This window comes from Stenotrophomonas sp. YJH_SMC_64, from assembly GCF_059371375.1.
Window position 1 is genome coordinate 278,922 of sequence record NZ_JCAFUN010000003.1, and the last position, 17,367, is coordinate 296,288.

Annotated in this window: 16 protein-coding genes; 11 read left to right on the forward strand and 5 right to left on the reverse strand. The window is 67.0% G+C overall.

What is annotated here, in order from left to right:
• Positions 1-82 precede the first annotated feature (82 nt).
• The gene (gene smeF, locus AC5P9L_RS04545; RefSeq protein WP_012481298.1) at positions 83-1,483 is read left to right on the forward strand and encodes a multidrug efflux RND transporter outer membrane subunit SmeF; all 1,401 of its coding nucleotides are present in this window, start codon (positions 83-85) and stop codon (positions 1,481-1,483) included.
• 83 nt (positions 1,484-1,566) lie between these two features.
• Here smeF and AC5P9L_RS04550 read toward each other — a convergent pair whose 3' ends face one another.
• The 4 genes from AC5P9L_RS04550 to AC5P9L_RS04565 form a co-directional block, all read right to left on the reverse strand.
• Positions 1,567-1,989 (reverse strand): low affinity iron permease family protein, encoded by a 423-nt coding sequence (locus tag AC5P9L_RS04550; protein WP_062605601.1) that lies wholly within the window; start codon positions 1,987-1,989, stop codon positions 1,567-1,569.
• Between the two features lie 67 nt (positions 1,990-2,056).
• Complete coding sequence (locus AC5P9L_RS04555) at positions 2,057-2,392, reverse strand: hypothetical protein (protein ID WP_005411085.1); 336 nt, start codon at positions 2,390-2,392, stop codon at positions 2,057-2,059.
• A gap of 75 nt (positions 2,393-2,467) precedes the next feature.
• Entirely contained in the window at positions 2,468-2,728 is a 261-nt protein-coding gene (locus AC5P9L_RS04560) for a hypothetical protein (protein ID WP_005414515.1), read from the reverse strand.
• Positions 2,729-2,926: 198 nt separating this feature from the next.
• The gene (locus tag AC5P9L_RS04565; RefSeq protein ID WP_005411083.1) at positions 2,927-3,379 is read right to left on the reverse strand and encodes a nucleoside deaminase; all 453 of its coding nucleotides are present in this window, start codon (positions 3,377-3,379) and stop codon (positions 2,927-2,929) included.
• An 80-nt stretch (positions 3,380-3,459) separates the two neighbouring features.
• On the opposite strand from AC5P9L_RS04565, the gene ubiE reads away from it, so the two are divergent.
• The 4 genes from ubiE to AC5P9L_RS04585 all read left to right on the forward strand — a co-directional run bounded on the left by ubiE (position 3,460) and on the right by AC5P9L_RS04585 (position 7,902).
• Positions 3,460-4,221, forward strand: coding sequence for a bifunctional demethylmenaquinone methyltransferase/2-methoxy-6-polyprenyl-1,4-benzoquinol methylase UbiE (gene ubiE, locus AC5P9L_RS04570; RefSeq protein WP_005411082.1), 762 nt, complete (start codon positions 3,460-3,462; stop codon positions 4,219-4,221).
• Positions 4,222-4,491: 270 nt separating this feature from the next.
• Positions 4,492-6,420 carry a M1 family metallopeptidase gene (locus tag AC5P9L_RS04575; RefSeq protein ID WP_049397127.1) on the forward strand — a complete coding sequence of 643 codons (1,929 nt, stop codon included), beginning with the start codon at positions 4,492-4,494 and terminating at the stop codon, positions 6,418-6,420.
• Between the two features lie 127 nt (positions 6,421-6,547).
• A complete protein-coding gene (locus tag AC5P9L_RS04580; RefSeq protein WP_062605607.1) occupies positions 6,548-7,279 on the forward strand; it encodes a hypothetical protein in 732 nt (243 codons plus the stop codon).
• A complete protein-coding gene (locus AC5P9L_RS04585; protein ID WP_049450127.1) occupies positions 7,267-7,902 on the forward strand; it encodes an HAD family hydrolase in 636 nt (211 codons plus the stop codon). Before AC5P9L_RS04580 ends, AC5P9L_RS04585 begins: the two co-directional genes overlap by 13 nt.
• A gap of 230 nt (positions 7,903-8,132) precedes the next feature.
• Here AC5P9L_RS04585 and AC5P9L_RS04590 read toward each other — a convergent pair whose 3' ends face one another.
• A complete protein-coding gene (locus tag AC5P9L_RS04590; protein WP_005411078.1) occupies positions 8,133-9,071 on the reverse strand; it encodes a carbohydrate kinase family protein in 939 nt (312 codons plus the stop codon).
• A gap of 283 nt (positions 9,072-9,354) precedes the next feature.
• Between AC5P9L_RS04590 and AC5P9L_RS04595 the strand changes: the two genes are divergently transcribed.
• From AC5P9L_RS04595 to rodA (AC5P9L_RS04620), 6 genes are all read left to right on the forward strand, one after another.
• On the forward strand, positions 9,355-10,401 hold the full coding sequence (locus tag AC5P9L_RS04595) for a rod shape-determining protein (RefSeq protein ID WP_005411077.1): 1,047 nt from the start codon (positions 9,355-9,357) through the stop codon (positions 10,399-10,401).
• Between the two features lie 121 nt (positions 10,402-10,522).
• Positions 10,523-11,788 carry a rod shape-determining protein MreC gene (gene mreC, locus AC5P9L_RS04600; protein WP_279915999.1) on the forward strand — a complete coding sequence of 422 codons (1,266 nt, stop codon included), beginning with the start codon at positions 10,523-10,525 and terminating at the stop codon, positions 11,786-11,788.
• On the forward strand, positions 11,785-12,270 hold the full coding sequence (gene mreD / locus AC5P9L_RS04605) for a rod shape-determining protein MreD (protein WP_005411075.1): 486 nt from the start codon (positions 11,785-11,787) through the stop codon (positions 12,268-12,270). Before mreC ends, mreD begins: the two co-directional genes overlap by 4 nt.
• Positions 12,271-12,273: 3 nt before the next feature.
• Positions 12,274-14,349: a penicillin-binding protein 2 gene (mrdA, locus tag AC5P9L_RS04610; RefSeq protein ID WP_043035516.1), complete on the forward strand. Its 2,076-nt coding sequence runs from the start codon at positions 12,274-12,276 to the stop codon at positions 14,347-14,349.
• A complete protein-coding gene (gene rodA / locus AC5P9L_RS04615) occupies positions 14,346-15,458 on the forward strand; it encodes a rod shape-determining protein RodA (RefSeq protein ID WP_262101866.1) in 1,113 nt (370 codons plus the stop codon). The genes mrdA and rodA (AC5P9L_RS04615) overlap by 4 nt, the downstream gene beginning before the upstream one ends.
• A gap of 122 nt (positions 15,459-15,580) precedes the next feature.
• Positions 15,581-16,675 (forward strand): rod shape-determining protein RodA, encoded by a 1,095-nt coding sequence (gene rodA / locus AC5P9L_RS04620; protein WP_033834551.1) that lies wholly within the window; start codon positions 15,581-15,583, stop codon positions 16,673-16,675.
• Positions 16,676-17,367: the final 692 nt, after the last annotated feature.

Consider the following 17,367-nt stretch of genomic DNA (forward strand, 5'->3'; position numbering starts at 1 on the left):
TCATGCCGGCCTCAGGCTGGCGTTGTCGAAACGGTAGTGCCGGCCGCTGGCCGGCATGACCTCCTGCCATCCGGCAGTACCGATGGAAGTCATTCCCATGAAAAGTGCATCCCTGTTCCTTTCCATTGCCGCTGTGCTCGCGCTCGCCGGCTGCTCCACCCTGGTGCCGAAGAACACCGCTGTCGCCCCGGCGATCCCGGCGCAGTGGCCGGCCGAGGCCGCGCAGGGCGAGGTGGCCGATGTCGCCGCCGTCGGCTGGCGCGACTTCTTCACCGATGCGCGCCTGCAGCAGGTGATCGACCAGTCGCTGCAGAACAACCGCGATCTGCGCGTGGCCGTGCTCAACGTTGAGCGCGCGCGCGGCCAGTACCGTGTGCAGCGCGCTGATCGCGTGCCCGGCGTGGCCGTTACCGGCCAGATGCAGCGCCAGGGCACCGACGCCGGTGTCAACGAACAGTTCACCGCCGGTGTCGGCGTGGCCGAGTTCGAGCTGGATCTGTTCGGCCGCGTGCGCAATCTCAGTGAAGCCGCGCTGCAGCAGTACTTCGCCGTCGCCGCCAACCGCCGCAACGCGCAGTTGAGCCTGGTGGCCGAGACGGCGACCGCATGGCTGACCTACGGTGCCGATGCGCAGCGGCTGAAGATCGCCGATGCCACGCTGAAGACCTACGAGGATTCGCTGCGCCTGGCCGAGGCCCGCCACGAACGTGGTGGCAGTTCGGCGCTGGAGCTGACCCAGACCCGTACCCTGGTCGAGACCGCGCGTACGGACGCCGCACGCCTGCGTGGCCAGCTGGCCCAGGACCGCAACGCGCTGGCGCTGCTGGCCGGTGGCCAGCTGGATCCGGCGCTGCTGCCGGACAGCATCGAGCCGCAGCTGCTTGCACTGGCACCGCCGCCGGCCGGCCTGCCCAGCGACGTGCTGCTGCAGCGCCCGGACATCATGGCTGCCGAACACCAGCTGCTGGCGGCCAACGCCAATATCGGTGCGGCACGCGCGGCGTTCTTCCCGAGCATCTCGCTGACCGGCAGCATCGGCAGTGGTTCGAGCGAACTGTCCAACCTGTTCGACAGCGGTACGCGCGTGTGGAGCTTCCTGCCGAAGATCACGCTGCCGATCTTCCAGGGCGGCAAGCTGCGCGCCAACCTGGCCATCGCCAACGCCGATCGTGATATCGCTCTGGCGCAGTACGAGAAGTCGATCCAGGTGGGTTTCCGCGAAACCGCCGATGCGCTGGCGTTGAATGTCAGCCTGGACGAGCAGGTGAGTTCACAGCAGCGCCTGGTGGAAGCGGCCGAACAGGCCAACCGCCTGTCGCAGGCGCGCTACGACGCGGGCCTGGACAGCTTCGTGACCCTGCTTGATGCGCGGCGTACGGCCTACAACGCACAGCAGACCCAGCTGCAGGCGCAGCTGGCGCAGCAGGCCAACCGCATCACCCTGTACAAGGTGATGGGCGGTGGCTGGCACGAGCGCAGCTGAAGGACAGCCGGCCAGCGGCCGGCTCTACCTTGATGATCGATGGTAGTGCCGGCCGCTGGCCGGCATTGTCATTTCAGGACCTGCTACACCGCTTCATCGTCGCGCCGCGCTGCATGGCAGGCGCGCACCCGCGCGAGCGCATCGCCGGCTTCGCGCGCCATCTGCTCGTACTCGGCGCGGATCTCTTCCAGGCGCGTTTCGTCCAGTTCTTCCAGATCCAACAGTTCGTTGTTGGCTTCGGCCGTCGCCCGGATCAGCTCGTCCAGCTTGATCTGCATCGCGGCGGTGTCCGCGTTCTGCGTGTGCTGGATCAGGAACACCATCAGGAAGGTGATGATGGTGGTGCCGGTGTTGATCACCAGCTGCCAGGTGTCGTTGAAACCGAAAACCGGGCCACTGATGCCCCAGATCACCACGATCGCTACTGCAGCCAGGAAGGTCCACGGCGAGCCGGTGGCGGCCGCGGCCTTCTTGGCGATCGTATTGAACAGGTTTCGTACTTTCATCGTCGTCGTCCCACTCAGGTGACGAGGATGATCGGCAGTGGCCCGTGCAGGCGCCGTGCAGCGGCGGTCAGGCGCGCATGCGCTGCAGCCGCGGTGCCTGCAGGCTGCGCACCGGACTGCTCTGGTAGACGTGCTGCCAGCAACGGTCGACGAATTCGCGGGCCTGGGCTTCACTCAGTCGCGGCATGATCTGCAGGGCGTACTGGGTCTGGAACATCTCGTCACGTTCGGCCTCGCTGGCGCGCGGCTGGGTGATCAGCGAATCGCAGGCAAACTTGATCCACGGCACGTACGAGCCGAACGAGTTGTGCGGCAGTGCGCCTTCGGCATGTTGGCGGCGCCAGTGATCCAGCTCGGCGTCAACGTTGATGACCGGAGGAATGGTGGGGACTTCAGCGTGCATGACAATCCAGTTCGGTTGAGTGGAAAGGGAGTGGGGGTTCATCGGAGTGTGGCGTATGTGGCGGTGCATGCCGCGTCAGCGCGATGTGGAGCTGGCGTTGGCATGTCCAATCAACTGCGCGTGCTCGACGGCACCGAGATCTTCGGCCAGGGTGGCCATCGCGTTGCACAGACGCTCGTGGTCGAGCGGATGGCGACGGACCAGCTCCAGTTGCATGCGCTGGTAGGCGGTCCAGAACAATGCGCCGCGCCGGTGCAGTGCATATTGCCGCTGCAGGCGTTCGCGGATCGGGTCGAGGATCGAGTCTGGTGCAGGTCGTACGGCGTGCGCGCACATGGCTGGCTCCGCCGGGGAAAGAAGTCCCGGTAACCCCACCCTAGGCGCGGCAGCCGGGCGGGGTGTTATCGCAGCGTGTGCACGTTGCGCAGCTGACTGTGCACTGGTTCACGGCAATGGCCGCAAACGCTGCCGGCACTAGGGCGTGCCGGCACTGAAGCGTTCATTAAACGGGTTCAACAGGACACTGCGTGGTGATCATTCACCGATGTCTTCATTCCAGATCTCCGGGTGCTGCGCAATGAAGCCGCCCAGCAGGTCCACGCATTCCTGGCTGTCCAGGTCGATCACGTTGACGCCATTTTCCCGCAACCAGTCGATGCCGCCCTGGAAGGTGCGCGATTCGCCCACCACCACGGTGCCGATGTTGAACTGGCGCACCAGGCCAGAGCAGTACCAGCACGGTGCCAGGGTGGTGACCATGATCGTGTCCTGGTAACGGCGCTGGCGGCCGGCCTTGCGGAACGCATCGGTCTCGCCGTGCACCGACGGGTCGCCTTCCTGCACGCGGCGGTTGTGGCCGCAGCCAAGCAGGCGGCCGTCGTTGTGGTACAGGGCTGCGCCGATCGGCACGCCGCCCTCGGCCAGGCCCTGGCGGGCTTCGGCGATGGCGGTCTGCAGCAGGGCCTGGTAGTCGGGCGTGGTGATCATGCGGGGCTCCGGTAAGTCGTGGCCCGCCATGATACGGGCAGGGGGTGCCGCTGGCCCCCGGCGGTGCGATAATCGGGGCCATGAGCGAATCCCCCTACAAAGCCGGTACCACCCATTTCGGGTTCCGCGACGTCGCCGCCAAGGACAAGCAGAAGCTGGTCGGCCAGGTGTTCACCTCGGTCGCGCGCAACTACGACCTGATGAACGACCTGATGAGCCTGGGCGTGCACCGGGCGTGGAAGCGCTACTACGTGGCCACCGCGCAGGTGAAGCCGGGCGACCGCGTGCTCGATCTGGCGGGCGGCACCGGCGACATCGCCGCCCTGCTGAAGGAGCGCGTCGGCGCCGAGGGCTCGGTGGTGCTGGGCGACATCAACGCCGGCATGCTGTCGGTCGGCCGTGATCGCCTGACCAACCGCGGCCTGGTGCTGGGCCTGGACTACGTGCAGTGCAACGCCGAGGCCCTGCCGTTCCCGGACAACAGCTTCGACCTGGTCACCATCGCCTTCGGCCTGCGCAACGTGACCGACAAGGACGCCGGCCTGCGCGAGATGTACCGCGTGCTGAAGGTCGGGGGCCAGGCCCGCGTGCTGGAGTTCTCCGAAGTCACCGCGGACTGGTTCAAGCCGATCTACGACTTCCACTCGTTCAAGATCCTGCCGAAGCTGGGCAAGCTGTTCGCCAATGACTCGGACAGCTACCAGTACCTGGCCGAGAGCATCCGCAAGCACCCGCCGCAGGATGAACTGAAGGCGATGATGGGGCAGGCCGGGTTCGAGCGCTGCCACTACAAGAACCTGACCGGCGGCATCGTTTCGATCCACTCCGGCTACAAGCTGTAAGCCCCGCTCTGGTGGGTGCCAACCTTGGTTGGTGCTCGCCCGCTGCGGTGATCCGATCTGGTAGCTGCCGACCTTGGTCGGCACGGGCCTGCCGCATGCGTTGATGGGTCCGTGCCAACCAAGGTTGGTACCTGCCTATAGATGCCGACATTGGTTGGCATGCGCCCGAGGCGCAGGATCGGCTTGCCTGCCATTACCCCGCACCGCGCAACGCCTGCCGGGCCGGAGGGAGGTACCATTGGGGTTTGATCCCCGTAACGGTCCCGATTCATGCGTAATCCGCTGATGCTCCTTCCGCTGGCCGTGGCCCTGGCCGCCGGCTGCTCCCAGGAGGCGGCCGCGCCCGCCGCCGCCCCGACTGCCGCAAAGGCCCCTGCCGCCCCCGTGAACGCCGAGAACCGCAGCCACGACGAAAGCTCGTACGCCGAGCCGGACAAGGTCGTCATCAAGGACATCGCGCTGGATCTGAAGCTCGACTTCGACCAGAAGCAGATTGGCGGCACCGCCACCTACACCCTGGAATGGAAGCAGAAGGACGCCAGGCAGCTGGTGCTCGACACCCGCGAGCTGACCGTGTCCAAGGTCGAGGCCGTCGCCGCCGATGGCGCGCGCAGCCCGCTGAAGTTCGAGCTGGCCGCCGCTGACAAGGTGTTCGGCAGCAAGCTGACCATCGAGGCCCCGGAACAGCCGGCCAAGGTGGAAGTGACCTACCACACCGCGCCGACCGCATCGGGCCTGCAGTGGCTGGCACCGTCGATGACCGAGGGCAAGAAGCTGCCCTTCATGTTCAGCCAGTCGCAGGCCATCCACGCCCGTTCGTGGGTGCCGCTGCAGGACACCCCGAGCGTGCGTTTCACCTACAGCGCGCACGTGGTCTCGCGCCCGGACGTGATGGTGCTGATGAGCGCCGACAACGACCCGAAGGCCGCGCGTGACGGTGACTACACCTTCAAGATGCCGCAGCCGATTCCGTCCTACCTGCTGGCCATCGCGGCCGGCGACCTGGTGTTCGAGCCGATCTCCGGCCGCTCCGGCGTCTGGGCCGAGCCGACCATGGTCAACAAGGCCGCCAAGGAATTCGAAGACACCGAGAAGATGATCGGTGCCGCCGAGAAGCTGTACGGCGAATACCGCTGGGGCCGCTACGACATGCTGGTGCTGCCGCCGTCGTTCCCGTTCGGCGGCATGGAAAACCCGCGCCTGACCTTCGCCACCCCGACCGTGATCGTCGGCGACAAGTCGCTGGTCTCGCTGGTGGCCCACGAGCTGGCGCACAGCTGGTCGGGCAACCTGGTGACCAACGCCAGCTGGAAGGACATCTGGCTCAATGAAGGCTTCACCACCTACGTCCAGGGCCGCATCACCGAAGCCCTGTACGGCAAGGAAATGGCCGAGATGGAGAAGCAGATCGACCAGACCGACCTGCTGGCCGAAGTGAAGGACATGAGCCCGGCCGACCAGGCACTGGCGCTGCCGCCGCTGAACGAGCGTGATCCCGACGAAGCGCTCAGCCAGGTCGCCTACGTCAAGGGTTCGTGGTTCCTGGAGTTCCTGGAACAGCGCTTCGGCCGCGAGACCTTCGATCCGTTCCTGCGTGGTTGGTTCGATGACCACGCCTTCCAGAGCGCGAACACCGACCAGTTCGTCGAGTACCTGAAGAAGAACCTGCTGCCGAAGAATCCGTCGGCCGTGACCGAGGCCGAACTGAAGGCATGGCTGGACGAGCCGGGCATCCCGGCGTTCGCAGCCAAGGCGCAGTCGCGCAACTTCAGCAGCGTCGATACCGCGCGCATCGCCTTCGCCAGCGCCGGCACCGTGCCCAGCAGCCAGGTCATCGCCGACTGGAGCACCCAGGAATGGGTGCGCTTCATCGACGGCCTCGGTGCGACCCAGCCGCTGGACAAGCTGGCCACGCTGGACAAGGCCTTCCACTTCACCGGCACCCCCAATGGCGAGATCGCCATGCGCTGGTACCCGCTGGCGATCCGCAGCGGCTACGAGCAGGCCAATGAAGGGGCGGCTGCATTCATCGAGCGCGTCGGCCGTCGCAAGCTGATCCTGCCGATCTACGCCGAACTGGTGAAGACCCCGAAGGGTCTGGAACTGGCCAAGCAGGCCTTCGAAAAGGCCAAGCCGGGCTACCACCCGATCACCACCGCCTCGGTCCAGGACATGCTGGCCAAGGCTGAAGCCAAGTAAGCGGTAGTGCCGGCCGCTGGCTGGCAACCGGTCACTGCTTCACCACCAACGGCGGGGAAACCCGCCGTTGGTGTATCCGCTTTTCGCTGCCGATAGAATCGGGATGCACTCGCATAGGACCTCCGCCATGAAACGACTGATCCTGCTCACCGCCTGCACCCTGGCCCTGGCCGCCTGCAGCAACCCGGAAGAGGAACGCAAGGCGCAGGAAGCCGCTGCGGCCGCCGCGCAGGCGCAGAAGGAGGCCAAGGCCGAAGACGTGGCCAAGCAGTACGACATGGCCGTGGCCGCGCAGGACTGGGAACGCGCGCGCCTGCATGGTGCCTCGCTGCTGGACCAGTACAAGGACACCGCCGCCGCCGAGCGCATCGCCGCAGGCTTCGACGAGGTCAAGGCCAAGGGCGACGCCGCGCGCGACCTGCGCCGCATGCAGGGGCTATGGCAGTACAACCAGATTCCGGTGGGCATCAAGGGCAACCAGGTCTCGGCGCAGATCTACAGCAAGGAACGGGTGGACGTGGATGGCAGCGGCGCCAAACCGGTGCAGCTGGTGTTCCGCGATCATCCGGAGTGGAAGCGGCATGCCTACCTGGTGCTGCAGGCCGGTGATTTCCGTTGCCCGCAATGCACGGTGAAAGTGACCGTGGATGACGGCAAGCCGGTACCAATGGCGGCCTGGCGCCCGAAGACCGATGAAGCCATCGCCCTGTTCATCACCGATCAGAAGGCACTGTGGAAGCTGGCGCGCAAGGGCAAGTCGATCAGCATCGAGTTCCCGGTCAAGGCCGGTGGCACGCGAACGGCCGTGTTCGAAACCGGCGGTGTCGACGCCAGCCGCATGCCGCAGTGGTGGCAGTGAAGGTTGCGACGGGCAGCGCAGTGCACGCGTTGTCCGCGATCCGGCACTGGGTGTTCGACATGGACGGCACACTGACGGTGGCCGTGCATGACTTCGCCGCGATCCGCCGCGCGCTGGAGATCGCCGCGGAGGAAGACATCCTCGACCATATCGCGGCATTGCCCGACGCACCGGCGCAGGCCAAGCGCGCGTGGCTGCTGGATCACGAGCGCGCCCTGGCCGAGGACGCGTTGCCAGCGCCGGGTGCGGTGAAGCTGCTGCGCGCGCTGGCGGCGGCGGGTTGCCGGCTGGGCATCCTGACCCGCAACGACCATGCGCTGGCGAAGCTGACGCTGGAGGCGATCGGGGTCGGGGCGTTGTTCGACGACGCCGACATCATCGGCCGCGATGAAGCGGTGCCCAAGCCCTCGCCGGATGGCCTGCAGCAGCATCTTCGTCGCTGGGGCATCGGGGCTGCGCACGCGGTGATGGTCGGTGACCACGCCTACGACCTGGAGTGCGGGCGCGCCGCGGGCACCCACACCGTGCTGGTCAATCTGCCGGAGAACCCGTGGCCGGGCCGGGCCGACTGGCATTTCGCCGATTGCCGCGCCTTGCTGGCGGCCTGGCAGCAGAAGGGGTAGTGCCGGCCGCTGGCCGGCAGTGTCGACCAAGGTCGACACCTACCAGAACACCCGTGGCCAGGCTGGCGGCCTGGCAGAAGGGGTAGTGCTGGCCGCTGGCCGGCAGTGTCGACCAAGGTCGAAACCTACCAACAGCATTCCCAGCAGCGCATCGGGTGGAAAGCCCCCTTGCTGTTCATGGGGGCGCGCCGAAGGCGCGGGGACAAGGTGGAATGCGCGGGCAGTTCGGCTTACGCGCCCAGCGCGTAACCGAACTGCTGCTTGAACTGCTCGTTGAACTCATCGAAGGTGAAGCGCTGGTTCTGCGTGCCCGGGTGCTCGACCTTCAGCGCGCCCATCAGGTTGCCCATGCGGCCGATGGTCAGCCAGTCGTAACCCTTCTGGATGCCGTAGATCAGGCCGGCGCGGAAGGCGTCGCCACAGCCGGTCGGATCGACCACGCGGCGCTCGTGCGCCGGCGGGATGTCGTAGCTCTTTTCCGGGGTGTGGATGACCGCACCCTTCGGGCCACGGGTGGTGATGTAGGCCTTGACCCGGCTGACGATCTCCTTCTCGTCCCAGCCGGTGCGCTCCTGCAGCAGGTTCGACTCGTAGTCGTTGACCACCACGTAGTCGGCCTGATCGATGAAGGCGCGCAGCTCGGGGCCGTTGAACAGCGGCATGGCCTGGCCCGGGTCGAAGATGAACGGAATGCCGTCCTCGTGGAATTCCTGCGCGTTCTGGATCATGCCTTCGCGGCCGTCCGGGCCGACCAGGCCCAGGGTCACGCCCGGTACGCCACGCACGTGGTTCTCGTAGGAGCGCATCATCGCGCCCGGGTGGAAGGCGGTGATCTGGTTGTTGTCGTGGTCGGTGGTGATGAACGCCTGCGGGGTGAACAGCTCGTCGATCACGCGCACGCGCGACAGGTCGATGCCCAGGCCCTCGAAGTATTCGCGGTACGGGCCGAAGTCCGAACCCACGGTGCCCATCGGGATCGGCTGGCCGCCCAGCAGGTGCAGGTTGTAGGCGATGTTGCCGGCGCAGCCGCCGAACTCGCGGCGCATGCGCGGCACGAGGAAGGACACGTTCAGGATGTGCACCTTGTCCGGCAGGATGTGATTCTTGAACTGGTCCGGGAACACCATGATGGTGTCGAAGGCAAGAGAACCACAGATCAGAGCGGACATCGATGTAAGCCTATGCGGTGAATTTTGGGGTGGGCCGGCCCGGTTCAGCGGGCAAGCAAACGGCGCCCTTGGGCGCCCGACGGCGCAAAGGTTACCCGCTGGTGCCGCTCAGGGCCAGAACCGGGTGATGCCCGATCAGGCCGAAAGCCTGTGAAGACGCGGGTTCAGCTAGTTTTTTCCTTGCTCGGCGGCAGGCGGGTTGCTAGGCTTGTCGGCCTCGATTTCTGCCCATTTTTTCGCCATCCCGCGGCGGGCACGACACCCCTCAGGACTCCTTCCTCAGATGTTCAAGAAACTCCGTGGCATGTTCTCCAACGACCTGTCCATCGACCTGGGCACGGCCAACACCCTCATCTACGTGCGCGGGCAGGGGATCGTGCTGAACGAGCCGTCGGTCGTGGCCGTGCGCCAGGACCGTGCCATCGGTGGCACTCGCTCGGTGGCAGCCGTTGGCGCCGAGGCCAAGCAGATGCTCGGCCGTACCCCGGGCCACATCACCACCATCCGCCCGATGAAGGACGGCGTCATCGCCGACTTCACCTACACCGAGGCGATGCTCAAGCACTTCATCAAGAAGGTGCACAAGTCGCGCGTGCTGCGCCCGAGCCCGCGCGTGCTGGTCTGCGTGCCGGCCGGTTCGACCCAGGTCGAGCGCCGCGCAATCAAGGAATCGGCCGAGGAAGCCGGTGCCCGTGACGTGTACCTGATCGAAGAACCGATGGCTGCCGCGATCGGCGCCGGCATGCCGGTCACCGAAGCCCGTGGCTCGATGGTCATCGACATCGGCGGCGGCACCACCGAAGTGGCGGTGATCTCGCTCAACGGCATCGTCTATTCGGCCTCGGTCCGCATCGGCGGCGACCGCTTCGACGAATCCATCACCAACTACGTGCGCCGCAACCACGGCATGCTGATCGGTGAAGCCACCGCCGAGCGCATCAAGGTCGAGCTGGGTTGTGCCTACCCGCAGGCCGAGGTGCAGGAGCTGGAGATCTCCGGCCGCAACCTCGCCGAGGGCGTGCCGAAGATGATCAAGATCAGCTCCAACGAGGTGCTTGAAGCCCTGCACGAACCGCTGTCGGGCATCGTCAGCGCGGTCAAGCTGGCGCTGGAGCAGACCCCGCCGGAACTGTGTGCCGACGTTGCCGAGCGCGGCATCGTGCTGACCGGCGGCGGCGCCCTGCTGCGTGACCTGGACCGCCTGATCTCCGAGGAAACCGGCCTGCACGTGCAGGTGGCCGACGATCCGCTGACCTGCGTGGCCCGCGGTGGCGGTCGTGCGCTGGAACTGGTGGACATGCACGGCAACGAGTTCTTTGCGCCGGAATAAGCCGTCCCGGCCGTTCCTGCCCGCCGCGCCCTTCCGGGGTGCGGCCCGCCGCGATGGCGGGCCGGCACCGGCGGGGCGTCCGCGTGTTTCCCTTCCGCCTTCTGCCAGTTGAATCGTTGCCGTGCCGCCCTACGCCGGTCCTCCCGTTGCCTCCCGATCCGGTGATGCCGCCAGCCCCCTGCGGTTGCTGGCCTATCTTGCATTGGCCATCACACTGATCGTCCTTGACGATCAGGCGGGTTGGCTGGCGCGCCTGCGCGAGCAGGCCAACAGCCTGGTGCAGCCTGTGTGGGCACTGGCGGGTCTGCCCGGCAAGCTCGGCAACCAGGTCAAGGATTCCGCGGCCAGCCACACCCAGCTGGTCACCGAGAACCGTGAACTGCGCAACCAGCTGCTGCTGGCCAACGCGCGCCTGACCCGACTGCAGACCGCAGCGCTGGACAACGCCCAGCTGCGCGAACTGCTGAACGTGGCCGAGCGCAGTGGCCTGGACGTGCAGCTGGCGCCGATCCTGGATATCGACCTGGACCCGGTGAAGCAGCGCCTGGTGCTCGACGCCGGCAGTCGCGAAGGCGTGCACGTCGGGCAGGCGGTGATCGATGCCGGTGGCCTGATGGGGCAGGTGATCAGCGTCACCGGCGGTACCTCCACCGTGCTGCTGCTGACCGACCCCGACCACGCGGTGCCGGTCACCGTGGCCCGCAACGGCGTACGCCTGATCGTCTACGGTCGCGGCGACACGCTGGAGCTGCGCGACATCCCGCTCAGCGCCGGTGTGGAAGTGGGCGATGAGATCGTCACCTCCGGCCTCGGTGGCCGCTTCCCGGCCGGCTTTCCGGTCGGCACCATCACCGGCCTGCGCCCGGACGACACCCATGCCTTCCTGGTCGGCGAACTGAAGCCAGCCGCCCAGCTGGATCGTGGCCGTGATGTGCTGCTGCTGCGCCCCGGTGCGGCGATCCACATTCCGCCGGAACTGCGCCTGCAGCTGGAAGAAACCACTCCGGGTGGCCCGGCCACCGGCGCCACCGTGCCTGCGGGAGCCGCGCCAGCGACAACAACGCCAGCTCCGGTCAGCTCCCCGGTAGTGCCGGCCGCTGGCCGGCAACAGCCCTCATCGCAAACGAGGACTGTTGCTCCCGCATCTTCGCTTGATCCTGCTGCTCCGGTAGTGCCGGCCGCTGGCCGGCAACAGCCCTCGTCGCAAACGAGGACTGTTGCCCCCGCATCCTCGCTTGATCCTGCTGCCCCGGTAGTGCCGGCCGCTGGCCGGCAACAGCCCTCATCGCAAACGAGAACTGTTGCTCCCGCATCCTCGCTTGATCCTGCTGCTCCGGTAGTGCCGGCCGCTGGCCGGCAACCGACCACGCCGGAGGCCCAGCGATGAGCCGCCTGCGCGACAACCCGTGGGTATTGCCGGCCAGCCTGGTCGTAGCCCTGCTGCTGGGCCTGCTGCCGTTGCCGGCGCTGCTGCAGCCGCTGCGCCCGTACTGGCTGGCGCTGGTGCTGGCGTACTGGGTGATCGAGACGCCCGAGCGCGTCGGCCTGGGCATCGCTTTCGCCAGCGGCGTGGTCGCCGACCTGCTGTACGGCGGCGTGCTCGGCGAACAGGCGCTGCGGCTGGTGATGCTGGCCTTCATCCTGCAGCGTTTCCGCGCCCGCATCCGCTTCTTCCCGATGTCGCAGCAGATGCTGGCCATCGGTGGCCTGTTGTTCAACGACCGCATCGTCAGCGCGCTGGTCCACATCCTGGTGGGCGAGCCGACCCTGCCGTGGTCGTACTGGTGGGCCCCGCTGTTGGGCATGGGCCTGTGGCCGCTGGTGTTCGTGCTGCTGGACGCAGTGCGCTTCGGCAAGCGCGGGCGCTGAGCCATGATCCCGCGCCGCCAGGTCAAGAACCCGCACGCCGAAGCCGAACAGTTCCGCCGCCGTGCGGCGCTGGGTTTCCTGGGCGTGCTGGTCTGCCTGCTGGGCCTGGGCGGCTGGTACTTCAAGCTGCAGGTGCTGGATCACGACGTCTACGCCACGCGCTCGGAAGCCAACCGCATCAAGCCGCGGCCGGTGGTGCCCGGGCGCGGCATGATCTACGACCGCAACGGTCGCCTGCTGGCCGAGAACGTGCCAGCGTTCCGCCTGGACGTGACCCCGGACAAGGTCAAGGACATGGACGCCACCCTGGAAGGGCTGGCGAAGATCATCAGCATCAGCCCGGAAGAGCTGGAAGCGTTCAACAAGTCGCGCAAGGCGCGCCGCAAGTTCCTGCCGGTCACGCTGAAGCTGCGCATGAGCGACGAGGAGATGGCGCGCTTCGCCGTCGACCGTTGGCGCTTCCCCGGCGTCGAGCTTGAGCCCTACCTGACCCGGCGTTATCCGTACGGTGACCTGTTTGCGCACATCATCGGCTATGTCGGCCGCGTCGACGACAAGGATCTGGAGATCCTCGGCGAAGGCAATGCCGCGCTGACCCACATCGGCAAGTCCGGCCTGGAGCGCTATTACGAGCAGCAGCTGCGCGGCAAGGTCGGCTACGAGCAGGTCGAAACCAACGTGCAGGGCCGTGCCATCCGCACCATCGGCCGGGTGGCCGCGCAGTCCGGCGCCGACCTGCGGCTGTCGATCGACGCGGACCTGCAGCGTGCCATGGTGGCCGCCTTCGGCGACCAGGAGGGCTCGGCAGTGGCGATGGACCCGCGTACCGGCGAGGTGCTGGCGATGGTCAGCCTGCCGTCCTACGACCCCAACCTGTTCGTGAACGGCATTTCCCATGCCGACTTCAAGGCGCTGAACGAGAACCCGTCGCGGCCGCAGTTCAACCGCCTGGTGCTCGGCGGCGTCGCTCCCGGTTCCACGCTGAAGCCGCTGATCGGCCTGGCCGGCCTGGACTCGGGCGTGCGCCGCCCGGAAGACAAGGTGCTGTCCACCGGCATGTTCTACCTGCCCGGCACCAGCCGTGGCTGGGGTGATGCGCATCGTGGCGGCCATGGCTGGACCGATCTGCGCAAGTCCATCGCCGAGTCGGTCAACACCTACTACTACAAGCTGGCGCTGGACCTGGGCATCGAGCGCTTCGACCATTACATGGAGTACTACGGCTTCGGCCAGCCGACCGGTATCGACCTCACCGGCGAAATCGGCGGCATCCTGCCGTCGCCGGCCTACAAGCGGAAGACCCGCAAGGAAGCCTGGTACCCCGGCGATACGGTCAACATCAGCATCGGCCAGGGCGACTGGAAGGTCACCCCGCTGCAGTTGGCGCGCGGCGTCAGCGCGCTGGCCGACGGGCAGCTGCGCACCCCGCACCTGGTGATCCAGCAGCGCGACGGCTTCGACAGCGACTGGACCGCGACGCCGCCCGGCGAGAGCAAGCCGGTCAGCCCCAACCCCAACAACGTGCAGGCGGTGCGCGAGGGCATGATGGCGACCATGCGGCCGGGCGGCAGCGGCTGGCGCGTGGCGGTCGGTGCGCCGTACGTGATGGCCGGCAAGACCGGTACCGCGCAGGTCATCAGCCGCAAGGGCACCGCAGCGGTGAACCCGAAGAGCCTGCCGATGCACCTGCGCCACCGCGCGCTGTTCGTCGGCTTCGCGCCGGTCGAAAACCCGGTGATCGCGATCGCGGTGGCGGTGGAAGGCGGTGGCTATGGTGGTTCGGCTGCTGCGCCGATCGCCCGCAAGGTGTTCGATGCCTACCTGCTGGGCAAGATGCCCGAGGGCATGCAGCCGCTGGACAGCGAGCGTGGTACCACCGCCATCGGTGCCACCGCGTTCGACAACGAAGACGCCGGCGCACGCCAGGCCGGTGATCTGGCGGCCGCGCAGCTGGGCGAACACCCGGTGCAGGTGGGTGCCCCCGCCCCCGAGCCGGCCCCTGCGCCGCAGCCGGGTACGCCGGCCGCTGCCGCAGTGCCGGCCACGCCGCGCCCGACGGTTGCGGAGCCCGCACGATGAAAGTGTTCCTGCGCTGGGCCGGCGACATGCTGCGCCGCTTCTTCAGCACGCTGGACTGGGTGTTGTGCCTGGCCTTGGGCGCGCTGATGGTGATCGGCCTGGCCACCTTGAAGAGTGCCGGTGGCGACGGCCTGGTGATGGCCCAGGGTGCGCGTTTCGCGGTGGGCATGGCTGCACTGTGGGGCATCTCGCGGGTGCCGATCCTGCGCATCCGCTCGGCCACGCCGATGATCTATGCGATCTCCATGATTCCGCTGCTGGCGGTGTTCGTGCTCGGCACCGGCAAGTACGGCCGGCAGTGGCTGGACCTGAGGTTCTTCTACCTGCAGCCGGCCGAGCTGCTGAAGGTCAGCCTGCCGATGATGGTGGCCTGGTACCTGCACAAGATGCCGCTGCCGCCGCGCTTCAACACCGTGCTCGTGGCCTTGATCATCATCGGCGTGCCGACCGGCCTGGTGATGTTGCAGCCCGACTTCGGTACCGGCGTGCTGATCGCCGCCAGCGGCGTGTTCGTACTGCTGCTGGCAGGCCTGCCGTGGTGGTGGGTCGGGCTGGGCGTGGGCGGCGTGGCTGCGGTCGCGCCGGTGGCCTGGTTCTGGCTGCTGCGGCCGTACCAGAAGGACCGCATCATGATGTTCCTGGACCCGGAGATGGATGCACTGGGGGCCGGCTGGAACATCATCCAGTCGAAGATCGCGATCGGCTCCGGTGGCTTCGATGGCAAGGGCTGGGGCGAGGGCTCGCAGTCGCACCTGAACTTCATTCCCGAACAGACCACCGACTTCGCGTTCTCGGTGCTGAGCGAGGAATTCGGCTGGATGGGTGTGGCCCTGGTGCTGACCCTGTACCTGGTGGTGATCGGGCGTTGCCTGTGGATCGCCAGCCAGTCGCGCGATTCCTATTCGCGCCTGTTGGCTGGCGCCACCGGCCTGGCGTTCTTCGTCTATGTACTGGTGAACGGCGGGATGATTTCCGGCCTGCTGCCGGTGGTGGGCGTGCCGATGCCGCTGATCAGCTACGGCGGTACCTCGGCGGTGTCACTGCTGGCCGGCTTCGGCCTGGTAATGGCGGTGCGCAGCCACAATCCAGTGCACGGCGGCTACGGTTGAGTCCGGCGTCGGGGTCAGATCCCTTTTTCCACAGGAAAAAGGGATCTGACCCCGCAGCTCGGCTACGGAGAGCAGGAGCACCCTGACAGCTTCACGCAAGCACGCATTGCTACCGTGCCCGCGTGGAATGGAAACGACTGCTTGGCGGCTGCCGTGAGGTGGCGCGCACGATCGATCTGCCGTTGCTGATCGCGTTGCTGATCCTGATGGGCGCGGGCCTGGCGGTGCTGCACAGCGTGTCCGGTCCGGTGGCTGGGCAGGCGGCACGTTTTGCCGGTGGCCTGGCGTCGATGTGGCTGCTGTCGCGCGTTTCGCTGCTGCGGCTGCGCGCGTGGACGCCGGCAATCTATGCGCTGTCGATGCTGCCGCTGATGGCGGTGTATGTGATCGGTACAGGCAAGTACGGGCAGCGCTGGCTCAATCTCGGCGTGTTCTACCTGCAGCCGTCCGAACTGCTCAAGCTCAGCCTGCCGCTGATGATGGCCTGGTACCTGCATCGGCAACCGCTGCCACCGTCGCCGCGCACCGTACTGACCACCACCGTGCTGATCGGTGTACCCGCCGTGCTGATCCTGATGCAGCCCAACCTGGGCACCGCCACGCTGGTTACCGCCAGCGGCGTGTTCGCGCTGCTGCTGGCCGGATTGCACTGGGGCTGGGTGGCCACTGGCGCGACGGGCCTTGCCGTTGCCGCGCCGCTGGCCTGGTTCGGCCTGCTGCGGCAGTACCAGAAGGATCGCGTGCTGACCTTCCTTGATCCGTCGGCGGATCCGCTTGGCACCGGTTGGAACATCCTGCAGTCGCGCATCGCGATCGGCTCCGGTGGCTGGGACGGGCGCGGCTGGGGGCAGGGCACCCAGGCCACGCTGGACTTCCTGCCTGAGTACACCACCGACTTCGCGTTCTCGGTGCTGGCCGAAGAGTTCGGCTGGATCGGCGTGGCCACCGTGTTTGCGCTGTACCTGTTCGTGGTCGGCCGCTGCCTGTGGATCGCGGTGCACGCCCGCGACACGCACGCACGGTTGCTGGCCGGCAGCCTGGGCTTGGCGTTCTTCGTGTACGTACTGGTGAACGGCGGGATGATTTCCGGCCTGCTGCCGGTGGTGGGCATTCCGATGCCGTTGATCAGCTATGGCGGCACCTCGGCGGTGTCGCTGCTGGCGGGTATCGGGCTGGTGATGGCGGTGCGCGGGCACCGGCCCGTGCACGGGGGATAGGGTTTCCAGCCAACGGCGCAGCCCCTCGTGGGTGACCGCGCAAAGCAGTTCATGGGTGGGGCCGGGTAGATGGGCCGCGCAGGGGACGCTGCAAGTACATCCATGTAAGCTCGGTCGCCGCATCCATGCGGCTCACGCCCCTGCGCAGCCCATCTACCCGGCCACGGACAGGTTCCGTGCGCGTCTACCCACGGAGAAGAAAGAGAAGATCAAAAGCAAAGGCGGCCTGGCGGGTCGCTTCATTGCCTTGTGTAGAGCCGATCCATGCTCGGCTCACGAGCAAGCGCAGCGTCGCGACCCGCTTTTGATCTTCTCTTTCTTCTCCGTGGGTGGCAGACCTCCGAAATCTGTCAGAGGCCGGTCGGGTTGGGTACGCGGGGGTGTCAGCCGCATGGATGCGGCTGCCAAGCCTCCAGGGACGGATTCACGGCGTCCCCCGCGTACCCAACCTGACCGGCCCACCCGCGGCTTCTGCTTTCCGCGACCACCCCAGACACCACCCACGAGGGGCTGCGCCGTTGGCTGGAAACTTCCTGACTCTGCGCAACGCTCGCTGTGGAAGCGTTCTCACAACGATGCAGGACAGCACACTCGCTGACCAAAGTCCGCAAAAAACGTTAGCTGGTTCACACTTTTACGCCGCGTTGATCTTGATCAATGGACTTGTCGTAATCGGCCTGCACAATGGCGGC